This is a genomic window from Halopenitus persicus (assembly GCF_002355635.1).
GTDB classification, from domain to species: domain Archaea; phylum Halobacteriota; class Halobacteria; order Halobacteriales; family Haloferacaceae; genus Halopenitus; species Halopenitus persicus_A.
In genome coordinates, this window is sequence record NZ_AP017558.1 from 2,241,338 (window position 1) to 2,258,102 (window position 16,765).

Consider the following 16,765-nt stretch of genomic DNA (forward strand, 5'->3'; position numbering starts at 1 on the left):
AGGCGGCCGGATGTGAGCGCGTTCGTCGAGGCGGCAGGGGAGATCCGACGCGCGAGGCTTTTTGTGATTGGGCACCGAGTACCACGGTATGGAGATCCGAGCGGCCACGCCGAACGACGTCGAGGCGATCCGGTCGGTCGCGCGCGCATCGATGACCGATTCCTACGGTCACGCGGTCGCGGAGTCGGTGCTCTCGCGGTCCGTCGACGAGTGGTACGACGCGGAGGAGCTGGCCGCGGACGTCTCCGCCCGACGAACCGTGTTTCCGGTCGCGGTGGTCGACGACGAGGTCGTCGGGTTCGCGGAGAGCTACGTCGTCGACCGACGCGAGCGCGTGGGCGAGATCGATTGGCTCCACGTCCATCCCGACCACCGCGGTGCCGGGATCGGCCATCGGCTGCTCGCCCACGTCGAGGAGGCGCTTCGGGACCGGGACGTCGACCGGATCGAGGGGCGGGTGCTCGAGGCGAACGAGTCCGGAACGCGCTTTTACGAGGAGGAGAGCTACGACCACGCCGGGGACGAGGACATCACGATCGATAGGGAGACGTTCCGCGAGCGGATCTACACGAAGCGGCTCGGCGAGGAGCGTCCCGCCCGCGAGACGAAGACGTACACCGACGACCAGGGATCGGAGCTCTACGTCGAGTTCGAACGCGGCGAACGGGGGTCGAACGGACCGTTCTTCCCGGCGTACCGCGACCCGGACCACGAGGAGCGGTACGGCTACGTCTGCGGAAACTGTGAGGGGATCGACGTCGCGGTGGACACGATGGACCGCCTCGAGTGCCTCGACTGCGGGAACCGTCGCAAGCCCGCGCGCTGGGACGCCGCATATTTATAAGCCGACTCCGACTCCCCCGGTCGTTCCCCGTTCGAAACCCGCCGATCGCCGCGAGATCCGGGCCTGTCGTAACGCCTAAGAGCGAAACGGCCATGGTCTCGGACAATGAATACCGAACTTCGCGACCGATCTCCGAACCGACCACGGAGGCCCGACCGTGGGCGTTGAAATAAAGGAATCCCGGGTTCCGGACGGCGAGTTCGAGGAGATGAAGTCGTTCGTCCACGACTACCTCGCCGCCAGCGTCGAAAGCGAGACGGACGGCGGCCGGATGCGGTGGTACCCCTGGCACTCGGCGGAGTACCGATTCAACCACATCCTCAACGTCGTCGCCATCGCGACGCGGATCGCTCGGGCGGAGGGCGCCGACCTCGACGTCGTTCGCGTGGCCGCGCTGTTTCACGACGTGGCCAAGCTGGAGGTCGACCAGGACGTCCACGCCGAGGCTGGCGCCCGGATCGCCCGGGAGTACCTCCGGAACCGGGGCGAGTATCCCGAATCGTTCATCGAGGAGGTCACCCGGTCGATCGAGGACCACTCCTACCAGGGTGACCTCTCGAACGTCTCCCTGGAGTCACAGTGTCTGATGGAGGCGGACCTGCTCGACAAGGTCGGAGCCAACGGGGCCGCGCTGATGCTGTTGCGGATGGGCTACGAGGCGCGGACGCACATGGACGCCGCCAAGATGGTCGACCGCGTGCTCGAGCGCGGTCGCGACCACGCCGACCGAGTCCGGTCGGAGACCGCCGAGAGCATCGCCCACCAGCGGCTCAAGCGCGTGAAGTGGTTCCGCGAGTGGCTCGAGGCCGAGGTGGCGGAGATGGACCCCGAGGGCGTCACCGACCGCTGACCCCTGCCCGAAGGGGAACGACCGGTTGACCCCTGTCCGATGGGGAACGACCGGTTGACCCCTGTCCGATGGGGAACGACCGGTTGACCCCTGTCCGATGGGGAACGACCGGCTTGTCGACGCAGCCGGCCGTCCGCCCGCGAGGGGGCTTCGGTCGGTTTAAGTCCCGCACGGCGGATCCTCGATGTAATGACCGACGACGAGCAGGAACTCGGGATCACCGAGTCCAAATCACACAACACCGGCGACTGGTACGCCGAGGTCGTGCGGAAGGCGGGGCTGGCGAGCTACGGGCCCGAGGGAATGAGCGGGTTCATCGTGACCCGCCCGCGCGGCTACGCGCTCTGGGAGGCGGTCCAGAACGCGCTCGACGCGGAGTTCAAGGACACGGGGGTGCAGAACGCCTACTTCCCGGTGTTCATCCCCGAGTCGTACCTGGAGCGCGAGAAGGACGTCGTCGAGGGGTTCGACCCGGAAGTCGCCTGGGTCACCCAGGGCGGCCACGAACAGCTCGAGGAGCGACTGGCGGTGCGGCCGACCTCCGAGTCGATCATCGCGCCCTACATCTCCCAGTGGGTCCGGAGCCACCGCGACCTCCCGATGCGCGTGAACCAGTGGTGCTCGGTCGTCCGGTGGGAGGCCACCGAGACGAAGCCGTTCTTCCGCACGAAGGAGTTCCTCTGGCAGGAGGGCCACACGGCCCACGAGACGGACGAGGGGGCTTGGGAGGAGACGATGCTGCGGCTCGACCAGTACGAGTCGCTCTACGAGGACGTCCTCGCGATCCCCGTGTTGCGCGGCCAGAAGCCCTCCCACGACGCGTTCCCGGGTGCGAAGACGACGACGACCGTCGAGGCGCTGATGCCGGACGGCAAGTCGGTTCAGGGCGCGACCTCCCACCACCTCGGGCAGTCGTTCGCCGAGGCGTTCGACATCACGTTCTCGGACGCGGCGGAGGAGGAGCGGGTCGCACACACCACCTCCTGGGGCGTCTCCTGGCGCTGTCTCGGGGCGCTCATCATGACCCACTCGGACGAGCAGGGGCTCGTGCTGCCGCCGACGGTGGCCCCCACGCAGGTCGTCGTCGTCCCGATCTGGCAGTCCGACACGCGCGAGGAGGTCCTCGAGTACGCCGAGGGCGTCACGGCCGACCTGGAGGAGGCGGGCATCAGCGTCGAGCTCGACGACCGCGACGAGCGCAATCCCGGCTTCAAGTTCAACGAACACGAGCTCAACGGCGTCCCGATCCGGATCGAGATCGGCCCGAACGAGGTCGACGACGGGGAGATCACCCTCGTGCACCGGCCCGACGGCGAGAGCGTCGTCGAGGATCGGGACGACGTCGCCGACACGGTCGAGCGCCACTTCGATGAGGTCTACGCCAAGCTGTACGCCGCCGCCGAGGAGACTCTCGACGGCGCGGTCCGGGAGGCCGACGACCGCGCGGAGATCCTGGGGACGCTCGGCCGCCACGGCGGCTACGTGGAGACGCCGTGGTGCGGCGAGGAGGCCTGCGAGGAGGAGATCAAAGAGCAGATCGCCGCCGAGATCGTGATGGTCCCCTTCGAGGACGACGACGACCTGATCGGGACGGACCACGGGGAGACCTGCGGCGTCTGCGGCGACCCCGCCGAGCGGACGGCCTACTTCGCGAAGTCGTACTGACCGTCGGACCCCCGTTCGAGAACGGTCGGTCCACGACCGGGAACGCGGTGGTCGCGATCCGAGCCGGGGAAAGGGTCGAGAGAAACAGGCGAGATTTGGGAAGACCGCAGGAGCGGCTCGGGAGGACCAGACGGGATTTGAGAAACGTGTTCCAACACGGGGAATATGTTCTCTACATACTGGAATTTTGGACTGATATATGGAGACATTGACTAATTTATGACTCAAAAGTTCTATTTTTAAAGGTGTGACATTCAGCCACGAGCCCTGAACAATAATGACCTTATATTCCCTAATGGGTGGGTAAGGCTCCCTAAGTGTATCAGGGTTAGCCCTTTAAGGTAAAGGCGGTTCCGTAGGCGTATGACCAAGCCACACAGTACCACCCCCGTGCCGGACGACGGCGCGGCGGGCTCCGGGCGAGATGCGGACGAGGAGAACGCGGTCAACGGCGGCGTACGCAACACGGACGACGTACGCAACACGGACGACGTACGCAACACGGACGACGTACGCAACACGGACGACGTACGAAACACGGATGACGTACGCGACGCTGGCGGCGTCCACGGCGACGACGAAACGACCGCCGACGGCCTCGCGGACCCGACCGACGACCGGTCGAACTGCGGGGTCGGGGCGGTCGTCGACCTCGAGGGCGGCCCGAGCCACGACGTCGTCGCCGACGCGGTTCGGCTGCTCGAGAACCTCGAACACCGCGGGACGACCGGCGCCGAGAGGGACACCGGCGACGGCGCCGGGATCATGGTCCAGCGGCCGGACGCGTTCTTCCGGGAGGTCGTCGACGTCGACCTACCCGAGGAGTACGCCGTCGGCTCGCTGTTCCTCCCGCGTGACGAGCGGGCTCGCGGGGAGCTGGTCGACGTCGTCGCCGAGACGCTTTCGGAATACGGTCTCGAGCTCCTCGCGTGGCGGTCGGTCCCGACCGACAACGACGACCTCGGCGCGACGGCGCTCGAGTCGGAGCCGGACCACTGGCAGGTCTTCGTGGCGCCGACTGCCGACGCCGACCCGGCGGACCGCTTCGTCGACGCGGACGCGGATGCCGACGCCGACCGGGATCCGGCGCTGCTCGGGTTCGACCGTGCGCTCTACGTCGCCCGGAAGGCGATCGAGACGGCGGCCGGGGACGTGGACGGCAGCGGCCGCTTTTATATCGCCTCGCTCGACCGCCGCCGCGTCGTTTATAAGGGACTCCTGAAGGGCGAGCAGCTCGCCGACTACTTCCCGGATCTGCGGGACGAGCGGTTCGCCTCCCGTGCCGCGCTGGTTCACGCCCGCTTCTCGACGAACACCCTCGGCGCGTGGCATCTCGCCCATCCGTACCGCAACATCGTCCACAACGGCGAGTTCAACACGATCCAGGGGAACATCAACTGGATGCGGGCGCGGGAGACCGACGTCTCCCATCCCGGCTTCGGCGCGGCCCTCGAGACGGTGAAGCCGGTCATTGACGACCCGAACCAATCCGACACCGCCTCGGTCGACAACGCGCTCGAGCTGCTCGTGCAGACCGGCCGGGAGCTCCCGCACGTGCTCCGGATGTTGATCCCCGAGGCGTTCCGCGACGACCACCTGATGGACGCCGACCGGGCCGACTGGTACGACTACCACGCCTCGCTCGTCGAGCCCTGGGACGGCCCCGCGCTCGTGCTCGGCTTCGACGGCGACCGCGTCGCCGGCGTCCTCGACCGCAACGGCCTTCGCCCGTGCCGCTACGAGGTCACGAGCGACGACCGCCTGATCGTGGGCAGCGAGGTCGGCGCGCTGCCGACCGACCCCGCCGAGGTCGAGCGCCGCGGCCGGCTCCAGCCCGGCGAGATCTTCGTCGCCGACCTGGAGTCGGGCCGGGTCGTCCCCGACGAGGAGGTCTTCGCGGAGCTGACCGACGACCGCTACGGCGAGTGGGTCGCCGAGGAGCAGGTCGCGCTCTCCGACCTCCGCGGGACGGACGATCCCACGAGCGCCGGCATCGACGCCGGCGAGGAGGAAGCGGGTTCGAGCGGGGACGCCGGCGACGACGTCGAGGGCACCTCGCCGCTCCGTGCCCGCCAGGCCGCCTTCGGCTACACGACCGACTCGATGAATCACCTCGTCGAACCGATGGCCAGGGAGGGAAAGGACCCGGTCGGGTCGATGGGCGACGACACCCCGCTGTCGGTGCTCTCGGACGTCGACCGGCCGCTGTTCACCTACTTCAAGCAGCTGTTCGCGCAGGTGTCGAACCCGCCGATCGACTACATCCGCGAGGAGCTGGTCACCTCCCTCGAGACCCGGCTCGGCTTCCAGCGGAACCTCCTCGACGAGTCGGCCGAGCACGCGCGACAGCTCGTGTCCGGGACGCCGATCCTCACCGACGCCGAGACCGAGTCGATCAAGGCGCTCGGCGGGGGCGAGGTGAACGCCGACGCGGCGGACACGTCACACACTGCGGACGCTCCCCTCGAATCGAGCGTCCTCGATACGACCTTCGATGCGGAAACGGATCTGGAGGACGCCGTCTCGCGGCTCCGTGACGACGCCGCAGCGGCGATCGAGGACGGCGCGGACGTGATCGTCCTCTCGGACCGCGCGATCGGCCCCGACAGGATCGCGATCCCGAGCCTGCTCGCGACCGGGGCGGTCCACCACCACCTCGTCCGCAACGGGCTCCGGAACCACGCCGGGCTCGTCGTGGAGTCCGGCGAGCCACACGAGGTCCACCATATCGCGACCCTCGTCGGCTACGGCGCGGGCGCGGTGAATCCCTACCTCGCGTACGCCTCCATCGCCGACGTCGTCGCCGGGCCGGACGGCGCCGACGAGGCCGAGGCGATCGCCGCCTACCGCGGCGCGCTCGAGGACGGCCTGCTCAAGACGATGGCGAAGATGGGCATCTCCACGATGGAGAGCTACCAGGGCGCACAGATCTTCGAGGCGGTCGGGCTCGACTCCGGGTTCGTCGCCGAGTACTTCTCGGGCACCGAGATCCGCACCGAGGGGATCGGCATCGACGAGATCGAGGGTGACGTCCGAACGCGGCACGCGATGGCGTTCGGCGCCGACCCGCAGCTCGAGACCGTCGGCGAGTACGAACACCGCTCGTCCGGGATCAAACACGGCTGGAACCCGCAAACCGTCGGGACGCTCCAGCAGGCGGTTCGGTCGGGCGAGTACGACCAGTACCGGGAGTTCGCCGAGACGGTGAACGACCAGTCGGGGTCGCCGCACACGCTGCGTGGGCTCCTGGAATTCGACGCCGACCGTGACCCGGTGCCGATCGACGAGGTCGAGCCGGTCGAGGAGATCGTGGAACGGTTCTCGACCGCGGCGATGTCGCTGGGGAGCATCTCGCCGGAGGCCCACGAGAACAACTCGATCGCGATGAACCGGATCGGGGCGAAATCGAACACCGGCGAGGGCGGGGAGCCGCCCGAGCGGTTCGGCACCGAACGGGAATGCAACGTCAAGCAGGTTGCCTCGGGCCGGTTCGGGGTCACCGCGGAGTACCTCGCCTCGGCCGACGAGCTCCAGATCAAGATGGCACAGGGGTCGAAGCCGGGCGAGGGCGGCCACCTCCCCGGCAAGAAGGTCAACGAGATGATCGCCCACGTCCGGTGCTCGACGCCGGGGGTCGGGCTCATCTCGCCGCCGCCCCAACACGACATCTACTCGATCGAGGACCTCAAGCAGCTCATCTACGACCTGAAGTCCGCCAACCCGGACGCGGACATCAACGTCAAGCTCGTCTCGGAGGCGGGCATCGGGACGATCGCGGCCGGCGTCGCGAAGGCGAACGCCGACGTCGTCCACGTCTCGGGCCACTCCGGCGGGACGGGGGCGTCCCCGAAGACCTCGATCAAGAACGCCGGCCTCCCCTGGGAGCTCGGCCTCGCCGAGACGAACCAGATGTTACGGGCGACCGGGTTGCGCGACCGCATCCGGGTCTCGGCCGACGGCGGGCTGCGGACCGGCCGCGACGTCGCCGTCGCCGCGCTGTTGGGCGCCGAGGAGTACGTCTTCGGGACGGCCTCGCTCGTCACCTCCGGCTGCGTGATGGCCCGGCAGTGCCACGAGAACACCTGCCCGGTCGGCGTCGCGACCCAGCGCGAGGACCTGCGGCGGCGGTTCCCCGGCGAGCCCGACCACGTCATCAACTACATGACCTTCATCGCCGAGGAGCTCCGGGAGATCATGGCCGAGCTCGGCTTCACGACCGTCGAGGAGCTGATCGGCCGTCCCGAGCTGCTCGCACAGCGCGAGACGGACCACGAGAAGGCGAAACACCTCGACCTGTCGAGCGTCATCGCGGAGCCGACCGGCTCGGTCCGGACGAAGGTCCGCGCGCAGGACCACGAGATCGACGACCGGATCGACTGGGACCTCATCGACGCCGCGGGCGACGCCATCGCGGACGGCGCACCGGTGTCGATCCACGAGGACGTCACGAACGTCGACCGGGCGGTCGGCGCGACCCTCTCGAACCACGTCGTGAGCGCCCACGGCGGCGACGGGCTGGCCGACGACACCATCGCCGTCGACTTCGACGGCTACGCCGGCCAGAGCTTCGGCGCGTTCCTCGCCGGGGGCGTCACCTTCTCGCTGACCGGGGCGGCAAACGACTACGTCGGCAAGGGCCTCTCGGGCGGGAAGCTGATCGTGAACACGCCCGCGGACGCGGGCTACGAGGCGAGCGAAAACGTCGTCGTCGGCAACGTCTGTCTGTACGGCGCGACCGCGGGCGAGGTCTACGTCAACGGCGTCGCCGGCGAGCGGTTCGGCGTGCGCAACTCCGGGGCCACGGCGGTCGTGGAGGGCGTCGGCGACCACGGCTGTGAGTACATGACCGGCGGCGTCGTGGCCGTCCTGGGCGAGACCGGCCGGAACTTCGCGGCCGGGATGTCCGGCGGCATCGCCTACGTCCACGACCCCGACGACCGCCTCGCGGAGCGGGCCAACACGGGGATGGTGTCGCTCTCACGGGACCTCTCCGAGCGCGACGAGGCGATGCTTCGCCGGCTCGTGGAGAACCACGCGGCCTACACCGAAAGCGACCGCGCCCGCGAGCTGCTCGACGACTGGGAGACCGCCCGCGAGTCGTTCGTCCGCGTGTTCCCCGACGCCTACGCCGACGTCATCGCGGAGGGGATCGGCGAGGACGTTCGCGACGCACGACCGCCGGCCGCGACGGCGGACGTGCTTCCGGAGGCGGACGCGAACGCGGTCTCGAGCGACGACTGATCGGAGCGACGACTGACCGGAGCGACGACTGACCGGAGCGACGACTGACCGGAGCGACGCGGGGGGAAGCCACAACCGCCGCCCCCTCAGTCGTCGACGTCGACCCCGAACGGACTCGGCTTCTCGCGCCACTCCCATCCCGGCAGTCGCGTCTGGAACCCGGCCGCGAGGGCGGCGTCCAGGTCGTCGACCCCGGCCGGATCACCGTCTGCTCCGTGGGTGTGAATATCCGCGAAGTGGAACGTCGCGCCGGCGAGCAGCGAGAGGGGCTGTCCGCCCGCGATCGTCTCCGCGAGCGCACGACCCAGGACTTCGTCGACGACGAACCCCGGATAGTCGTTGGCGACGTCGAGATCACGGAGGATCGCGACGTAGCCGGCGGCGTTGACCGCCACCTCGCCGTCGGTGAAGACGGCGTCGACGGCCTCCCGATACGCGGCCGGGGAGACCGAGGCCACGTCGGTTCCGAACCGGTCGCCCAGGGCGTCGCGCGTCTCGTTGATGAGCGCCACGACGGTCGGTTCGCGCTCGCGCACCCACTCGTATTCGGCCACGACGCGGTCGGGCGTGAGTCGCATCGTCGTCAACTACGGCGGGTGACGGTCAAGTACGTTCCCCCGAGCAGGCCGCGGATCGCTCGACTGGCGCCGGGTCCCGACCGTATCCGACGGTGGTCGTTTGCGAAGGCTTTTATAACGGGTGGCGTCTATGTCCGAGTAAGCGGGTTTTCGCCGTCTCTTCCCGCAGACGAAGTACCGACAGTACTCGCCATTATGCCTCCCTCGTCTCGCGTGACGACACAGCAGTCGTCAGACCTCGAACCCGTGCGTCCCCGTCCGAGCGGTCGGACGGGGCCGTTCACGGCGTCGCTCACGGCGGGGGGTTTTCACCTATGAGCCAAGTCGACACCCAACTCGAAGACATCAGATCCCAGATCGAACAGGAGATCCCGAACGACATCACGATCACGGACGTGAAATACGAGGGGCCGGAGCTCGTCGTCTACACCCGTGATCCCAAGCGGTTCGCGGGCGACGGCGACCTGATCCGCCGGCTCGCCTCACAGCTGCGCAAGCGGATCACGGTGCGGCCGGACCCAAGCACGCTGTCCCCGCCCAGCGAGGCCCGCCAGCAGGTCCTCGACGTGGTCCCCGAGGAGGCCGGGATCAGCGACCTCGACTTCCACGCCGACACCGGCGAGGTGGTCATCGAAGCCCAGAAGCCGGGAATGGTGATCGGTCGGCACGGGTCGACGCTCCGGGAGATCACCCAGGAGGTCGGCTGGACTCCGGAGGTCGTTCGGACGCCGCCGATCGAGTCCTCGACGGTCTCGAACGTCCGCAACTTCCTGAAACAGGAGCGCGAGGAGCGCCGTGACATCCTCGAACGCGTCGGCCGTCAGATCCATCGCGAGGAGCTCTCCGACGACGAGTGGGTCCGGATCACCACGCTCGGCTGCTGCCGCGAGGTCGGTCGCGCCGCCTTCATCCTCAACACGCCCGAGACGCGGATCCTGATCGACTGTGGCGACAAGCCCGGCGCCGAGGGCGAGGTGCCGTACCTGCAGGTCCCGGAGGCGCTGGGGGCGGGCGCACAGAACATCGACGCCGTCGTGCTGACCCACGCCCACCTCGACCACTCGGCGCTCATTCCGCTGCTGTTCAAGTACGGCTACGATGGACCCATCTACACGACCGAGCCCACGCGTGACCTGATGGGACTGCTCCAGCTCGATTACCTTGACGTCGCCGCCAAGGAGGGTCGCACGCCGCCGTACGAGTCCGCGCAGGTCCGGGAGGCGATCAAGCATACGATCCCCCTGGAGTACGGTGACGTGACGGACGTCGCGCCCGACGTGAAGATCACCTTCCACAACGCCGGCCACATCCTGGGGTCCGCGGTCACGCATTTCCACATCGGCGACGGGCTCTACAACGTCGCCTTCTCCGGCGACATCCACTACGACGACACCCGGCTGTTCAACGGGGCGGTCAACGACTTCCCGCGCGTGGAGACGCTGGTGTTGGAGTCGACCTACGGCGGACGCAACGATTACCAGACGGACCAGGAGGACTCCGAACGGAAGCTCAAGGAGGTCATCAACGAGACCTACGAGCGCGGCGGCAAGGTCGTGATCCCCGCCTTCGCGGTGGGGCGATCCCAGGAGCTGATGCTCGTCTTGGAGGAGGCGATGCGGAGCGGTGACATCCCGGAGATGCCGGTCCACCTCGACGGGATGATCTGGGAGGCGACCGCGATCCACACGACCTACCCCGAGTATCTCCGCGACGACCTCCGCGACCGGATCTTCCACGAGGACGAGAACCCGTTCCTCGCCGACCAGTTCAACCACATCGACGGCGGCGAGGAGGAACGCCAGGAGGTCGCCGACGGCGAGCAGTGTATCGTCCTCTCGACCTCCGGGATGGTCGAGGGCGGGCCGATCATGTCGTGGCTGCGCCACATCGGCACCGACCCGGACTCGACGCTCACCTTCGTCGGCTACCAGGCACAGGGAACGCTGGGCCGGCGGATACAGAACGGCTGGGACGAGATCCCGGTCGACGGCTGGGGCGGCGGCGGCCGGGGTGACACGCTCACCCTGAACATGGAGACCGAAACCGTCGACGGCTTCTCCGGCCACGCCGACAGACAGGGCCTCGAGAACTTCGTGAAGACGATGAACCCCCGACCCGAGAAGGTGCTCTGCGTCCACGGCGACGAGAGCTCGGTGCAGGACCTGTCCTCGGCGCTGTATCACGACTACAACATGCGGACGTTCGCGCCGAAGAACCTCGAGACGTTCCGGTTTAAATGAGCTCGCCGGGGAGTAGGCAGTGGCTCCACCGTCGAACCGTGCGAACGGGTCACACGCACGTCTGACACACATTTATACGTCTCGGCCGACCGAACACACGTATGAGTAATCGGGTGACGGAACTCGAACGCCAAGTCTCGGAGCTTCAGGCGGCGGTCAACGGACTCACGGAGGAGCTCGTCGAGACGAAGGAACGCGTTCGACAGCTGGAGGCGGACGACGCGCCCGGTTCGACCGGGGAGACGACGGGCGCCGGCGAGTCGTCCGCGGACCGCGGGGCGACCGACCAGCCCGGCGCCGGGCCGACGCCGGAGGCCGCCGAGCCGACCGAGCGGACGACCAAGAGCGACGACCACGTGAACGTGGTCGAGCAGACGGCGGCCGACGAGGACCCGGCCGCTGCGGCCGCGGAGGCGGCCGAGGCGGCAGCCGAAGCGGCGGCGGAGACGAGCGGCGAGGCCGAGACGGACGCACACGAGGACACGACTGAGGGGGACGCCGAGGAAAGCGACATCATCGTCGCGTAAGCTTCGCGGTCCCCTCGCGAGCCCACCAATGCACATCACGGAAGTCGTTCTGGACGATTTCAAGAGCTTCGGGCGGACGACGAGGATCCCCTTCTACGAGGATTTCACGGTCATCACGGGACCGAACGGCTCGGGGAAATCGAACATCATCGACGGGATCCTCTTCGCGCTCGGACTGGCACGGACGCACGGGATCCGCGCCGAGAAGCTGACGGACCTGATCTACAATCCCGGCCACGACGGGGCGGAGTCGGGTGACGGTCCCGACGAGGCTGCCGTCACGGTCGTGCTCGACAACGCCGACGGGACCCTCGATCGGGGGCAGGTCGTCTCGGCGGCCGGCTCGGAGAACGTCGGCGACGTCGAGGAGATCACGGTCAAGCGGCGCGTCAAGCGGACCGACGACAACTACTACTCCTACTACTACCTCAACGGACGCTCCGTCAACCTCTCGGACATCCAGGACCTGCTCGCGCAGGCCGGGGTCACTCCGGAGGGGTACAACGTCGTGATGCAGGGCGACGTCACGGAGATCATCAACATGACGGCCTACCAGCGCCGCGGGATCGTCGACGAGATCGCCGGCGTCGCCGAGTTCGATGAGAAGAAGGAGGCCGCCTTCGAGGAGCTGGAGGCCGTCGAGGACCGGATCGGCGAGGCGGACCTCCGGATCGAGGAGAAACAGGACCGTCTCGATCGACTGGCCGACGAGCGCGAGACGGCCCTGGAGTATCAGTCCTACCGCGAGGAGCAGGAGGAGTACCGCGGCTACCGCAAGGCCGCCGAGCTCGAGGAGAAGCGCGACACCCACGAGTCTGTGCGTGCCGAGCTCGAGGAGACGGAGGCCGAACTAGCGGACCGCCAGGAGGAACTCGACACGCGACAGGGGCGCGTCACGCGTCTCGAGGCGGAGCTCTCGGAGCTCAACGACGAGATCGAGCGAACGGGCGAGGACGAACAGCTCGCGATCAAAGCCGAGATCGAGGAGATCAAGGGCGACATCTCGCGTATCGAAGGACGGATCGAGAACGCCGAGGGGCGTCTGGAGGAGGCCGAGACCGACCGCCGCGACGCGTTCGTCCAGATCGATCGCAAGCAGGAGACGATCGAGGAGCTCGAGGCGGACGCCAAGGAGATCAAGGTCGAAAAGGCGTCGGTCAAGGCCGACGTCGCCGACAAGCGGACCGAGCTCGCGGAGATCGAAGCGGAGATCGACGGGATCGACACCCAGTACGACGAGCTCAAGGCCGACCTCGCCGAGAACAAGGACCGGCTCGAGGAGCTCAAAGCCGAGAAGAACGACGTCCAGCGCGAGAAGGACCGGCTGCTCGACGAGGCGCGGCGACGCTCGAACGAGATCAGCGAGGCACAGTCCGATCTGGAGGACGCCCACGAGCGGATCCCGGACCTGAAGGCCCGTATCTCCGAGCTGCACAGCGAACTCGACACGGCGGAGACGAACCGCGACGCGATCGAGGAGACGATCGCGGACCTGTTCGCCGAAAAGACGGAGCGACAGGAGCGACTCGACGGCCTCGAGGACGACCTTCGGGAGAAGCAAAGCGAGTACGCCACCCTGGAGGCGGAGGCGAAGAACCGCGGCGACGCCTCCTGGCCGCGGGCGGTCACGACGGTTCGAAACGCCGGCATCGACGGGGTCCACGGTCCCGTCGGCGAGCTGGCGTCGGTGGACCCGACGTACGCGGAGGCGTGTGAGACCGCCGCCGGCGGCCGGCTCGCCAACGTCGTCGTCGACGACGACGGAGTCGGGGAGACGTGCATCGACCACCTCAAGAGCCGCAACGCTGGCCGGGCGACGTTCCTGCCGATCACGGAGCTTGACGACCGCGGGCTCCCGAACGCGCCGACGATGCCGGGCGTGGTCGACTTCGCGCGGAACCTCGTCGAGTACGACGCCCGCTACGACCCGGTCTTCTCGTACGTCCTCGGGTCGACGCTCGTCGTCGAGGACATGGGGACCGCCCGCGATCTGATGGGCGACTACCGGATGGTGACCCTGGAGGGCGACCTCGTCGAGACGTCGGGCGCGATGACCGGGGGATCGGGCGGCGGCTCCCGGTTCTCCTTCAGCACCGCCGGCGGCGGCAAGCTCCAGCGGTTGGCCGAGGAGATCGAGGAGCTGGAGGACGAGCGACGGTCCCTCGAGTCCGAGATCGACGAGCTCGACGCGGAGATCGACGACGCGCGCGAGCGGAAGGCCGACGCCGAGGAGCGGGTCCGGTCGGTCGAATCCGACATCGACAGGGCCGAAACGGAGCTGGAGGACCAGCACGACCGGATCGAGGAGCTGGAGTCGACCCTCGAGACGCTTCGCGACGAGCGCGAGGCGGTCGACGAGCGGATGACCGAGCTCGACGCGGAGATCGACGATCTGGCCGACGATCAGGCGGCGGTCGAGGACCGGATCGAGGAGCTCGAGGCCGAACTCGCGGACTCGCGGATCCCGGAGCTGACGAGCCGGGCCGACGAGGTTCGCGAGGCGATCGACGAGCTCGAGTCGCGGATGGGCGACCTCGACGGCCGGCTCAACGAGGTGCAGCTCGAGAAGGAATACGCCGAGGACGCCGTCGAGGACCTCCACGACCGCATCGAGGCGGCCCAGAACAAGAAGGCCGAGGCCGAGGAGGCGATCGCCGACCACGAGGACGCCATCGCCGACAAACGGGAGCTGCTCGCCGAGAAGCGCGAGGCGATCGAGGACCTCGAGGAGGAACTGGCCGAGCTCAAGGCCGAACGGTCGGACCTCCGGGAGACGCTGTCCGCGGCGACTCAGGAACGCGACGAGCAGCGGCGGCGCGTCTCCGAGGTGGAATCGACGCTTTCGGACCTGCGCGACCGGGCGGACCGGCTGGAGTGGGAGATCGACGAGCTCGAGTCGCAGGTCGGCGACTACGATCCCGAGGCGATCCCCGACCACGACGAGGTGGAACGCCGCATCGAGGAGCTCGACGCCGAGATGGAGGCGCTCGAGCCGGTCAACATGCGGGCGATCGACGAGTACGACGAGGTCGAATCGGATCTCGACCGGCTGCAGGAACGCCGGGACGTGCTCGTGTCGGAACGCGACGCGATCGAGGAGCGCATCGAGGAGTACGAGTCGCAGAAGAAACGGACGTTTATGGACGCCTTCGAGTCGATCAACGGCCACTTCGAGGACATCTTCGAGCGTCTCTCGGCGGGGACCGGCGAGCTCGTCCTCGAGAACCCCGAGGACCCCTTCGAGGAGGGACTGACGATGAAGGCACAGCCGGCCGACAAGCCGGTCCAGCGGCTCGACGCGATGTCCGGCGGCGAGAAGTCCCTGACGGCGCTGGCGTTCATCTTCGCGATCCAGCGGCACAACCCCGCGCCGTTCTACGCGCTCGACGAGGTCGACGCCTTCCTCGACGCGGTCAACGCCGAGCGCGTCGGCGAGATGGTCCACGACCTGGCCGGCGAGGCGCAGTTCGTCGTGGTCTCACACCGCTCGGCGCTCCTTGAACGCTCCGAACGGGCGATCGGCGTGACGATGCAGGAGGACAACGTCTCCGCGGTGACCGGAATGCAGTTCGGCACGGACGGCGAGGAAGCCGACGGTGACGGGGAGGTGCCCGCGGATGACTGAGGACGACGGATACGTTCCCGACATCGACCTCACCGGCGGATCCGAGGCGGGGACGGTCGCGATCGAGACGGACGCTCCTGACGAGGATGCGGCCGACGCCAACCCTCCCGACGAGGATGCGGCCGACGCCAACCCTCCCGACGAGGATGCGGCCGACGCCCCGGCTATGGATGCGACCGACGACGAGGTCGAGCCGGTGGAGCTGCTCGTCCAGCTGGCCGAGGAGGGCGAGATCGAGCCGTGGGACATCGACATCGTGCAGGTGACCGACGCGTTCCTCGCGGAGCTGGACGCTCGGGACCTGCGGACGACGGGGCGGGCGCTGTTTTACGCCAGCGTTCTGTTGCGGATGAAAAGCGACGCGATGCTCTCGGAGGACGACGAGGACGGCGACGACGAGCCGGAGCTGGAGCCCTGGGAGGCCGCGATGCGCGGCGAGGCGTATCCGGGCGTCGGCGATGGGGACGGGGAATCGACCGACGGCCACGGTTTCGACCCGGTCGACCGGCTCGAGGCCGAGATGGACCGCCGGCTGGAGCGCAAGAACACCCGCGGCTCGCCCGAGACGCTCGACGAGCTGGTCCGCGAGCTCCGCGAGGCCGAGCGCGGCTCGTGGTGGAAGCGGTCGCGGGAGTACGACACCTCGGAGTCGCCCCGCGGGCACGACCGCGGGACGCAGACGCTCGACTATCGCGCCGCGGGCGACGTCCGCCGGGAGGGCGAGCCGACCGAGGGCGACGTCACCGGCGGGACCCACGACGAGGACATCGAGGAGGTCATCGACGACGTCCGGGGCGTCCTGCGGACCCAGTACGACCAAGGCCGCGCGGAGGTGCTGTTCGCCGAGATCGAGACGGTCGGCGGGCGGCCCTTCATGACCTACCTCGCGCTGTTGTTTCTCGCACACCGTGGCGGCGTCCGGCTCCAGCAGGACGACCTCTTCGGCGACCTGTGGATCCGGGACCCGACCGCGGCCACCGTCGAGGCGGAAGCGATCGCGGATTGAAACCCTCAAAAATAAATCGTGCTGAAACAGCCGGTCGTTGAGGAGTGCTTCTTGAGCATCCGCGAGCGAACGGAGTGAGTGCGGGAACCCGACGTTCACGAGAGCTGTGCTCTCGTGCAGCCCATCAGAAATCAGAGATTTCTGAGGACGATGAAAAAGGTGGCTGGACTGAGCGATTGTGGGTGGAGT

General features: G+C 68.2%; 9 protein-coding genes. 8 read left to right on the plus strand and 1 reads right to left on the minus strand.

What is annotated here, in order from left to right:
- Nucleotides 1–88 precede the first annotated feature (88 nt).
- The 4 genes from CPZ00_RS10920 (at nt 89) to gltB (ending at nt 8,600) form a co-directional block, all read left to right on the plus strand.
- A complete protein-coding gene (locus CPZ00_RS10920; RefSeq protein WP_096390906.1) occupies nt 89–844 on the plus strand; it encodes a GNAT family N-acetyltransferase in 756 nt (251 codons plus the stop codon).
- A gap of 157 nt (nt 845–1,001) precedes the next feature.
- Nucleotides 1,002–1,694: an HD domain-containing protein gene (locus CPZ00_RS10925; protein WP_233255079.1), complete on the plus strand. Its 693-nt coding sequence runs from the start codon at nt 1,002–1,004 to the stop codon at nt 1,692–1,694.
- A gap of 189 nt (nt 1,695–1,883) precedes the next feature.
- Nucleotides 1,884–3,359, plus strand: a complete 1,476-nt coding sequence (proS, locus tag CPZ00_RS10930) for a proline--tRNA ligase (protein WP_096390907.1) — start codon at nt 1,884–1,886, stop codon at nt 3,357–3,359.
- 363 nt (nt 3,360–3,722) lie between these two features.
- On the plus strand, nt 3,723–8,600 hold the full coding sequence (gltB, locus tag CPZ00_RS10935; RefSeq protein WP_096390908.1) for a glutamate synthase large subunit: 4,878 nt from the start codon (nt 3,723–3,725) through the stop codon (nt 8,598–8,600).
- An 86-nt stretch (nt 8,601–8,686) separates the two neighbouring features.
- Here the strand turns inward: gltB and CPZ00_RS10940 are convergent, their stop codons facing one another.
- On the minus strand, nt 8,687–9,178 hold the full coding sequence (locus tag CPZ00_RS10940; RefSeq protein ID WP_096390909.1) for a hypothetical protein: 492 nt from the start codon (nt 9,176–9,178) through the stop codon (nt 8,687–8,689).
- Between the two features lie 314 nt (nt 9,179–9,492).
- Here CPZ00_RS10940 and CPZ00_RS10945 point away from each other — a divergent pair, with 314 nt between their 5' ends.
- The 4 genes from CPZ00_RS10945 (at nt 9,493) to CPZ00_RS10960 (ending at nt 16,576) form a co-directional block, all read left to right on the plus strand.
- Nucleotides 9,493–11,418, plus strand: a complete 1,926-nt coding sequence (locus tag CPZ00_RS10945; protein ID WP_096390910.1) for a beta-CASP ribonuclease aCPSF1 — start codon at nt 9,493–9,495, stop codon at nt 11,416–11,418.
- Nucleotides 11,419–11,519: 101 nt separating this feature from the next.
- Nucleotides 11,520–11,945, plus strand: a complete 426-nt coding sequence (locus CPZ00_RS10950) for a DUF7518 family protein (RefSeq protein WP_096390911.1) — start codon at nt 11,520–11,522, stop codon at nt 11,943–11,945.
- 28 nt (nt 11,946–11,973) lie between these two features.
- Nucleotides 11,974–15,570 (plus strand): chromosome segregation protein SMC, encoded by a 3,597-nt coding sequence (gene smc, locus CPZ00_RS10955; RefSeq protein ID WP_096390912.1) that lies wholly within the window; start codon nt 11,974–11,976, stop codon nt 15,568–15,570.
- On the plus strand, nt 15,563–16,576 hold the full coding sequence (locus tag CPZ00_RS10960; RefSeq protein WP_096390913.1) for a segregation and condensation protein A: 1,014 nt from the start codon (nt 15,563–15,565) through the stop codon (nt 16,574–16,576). Before smc ends, CPZ00_RS10960 begins: the two co-directional genes overlap by 8 nt.
- The last annotated feature ends 189 nt before the right edge of the window (nt 16,577–16,765 follow it).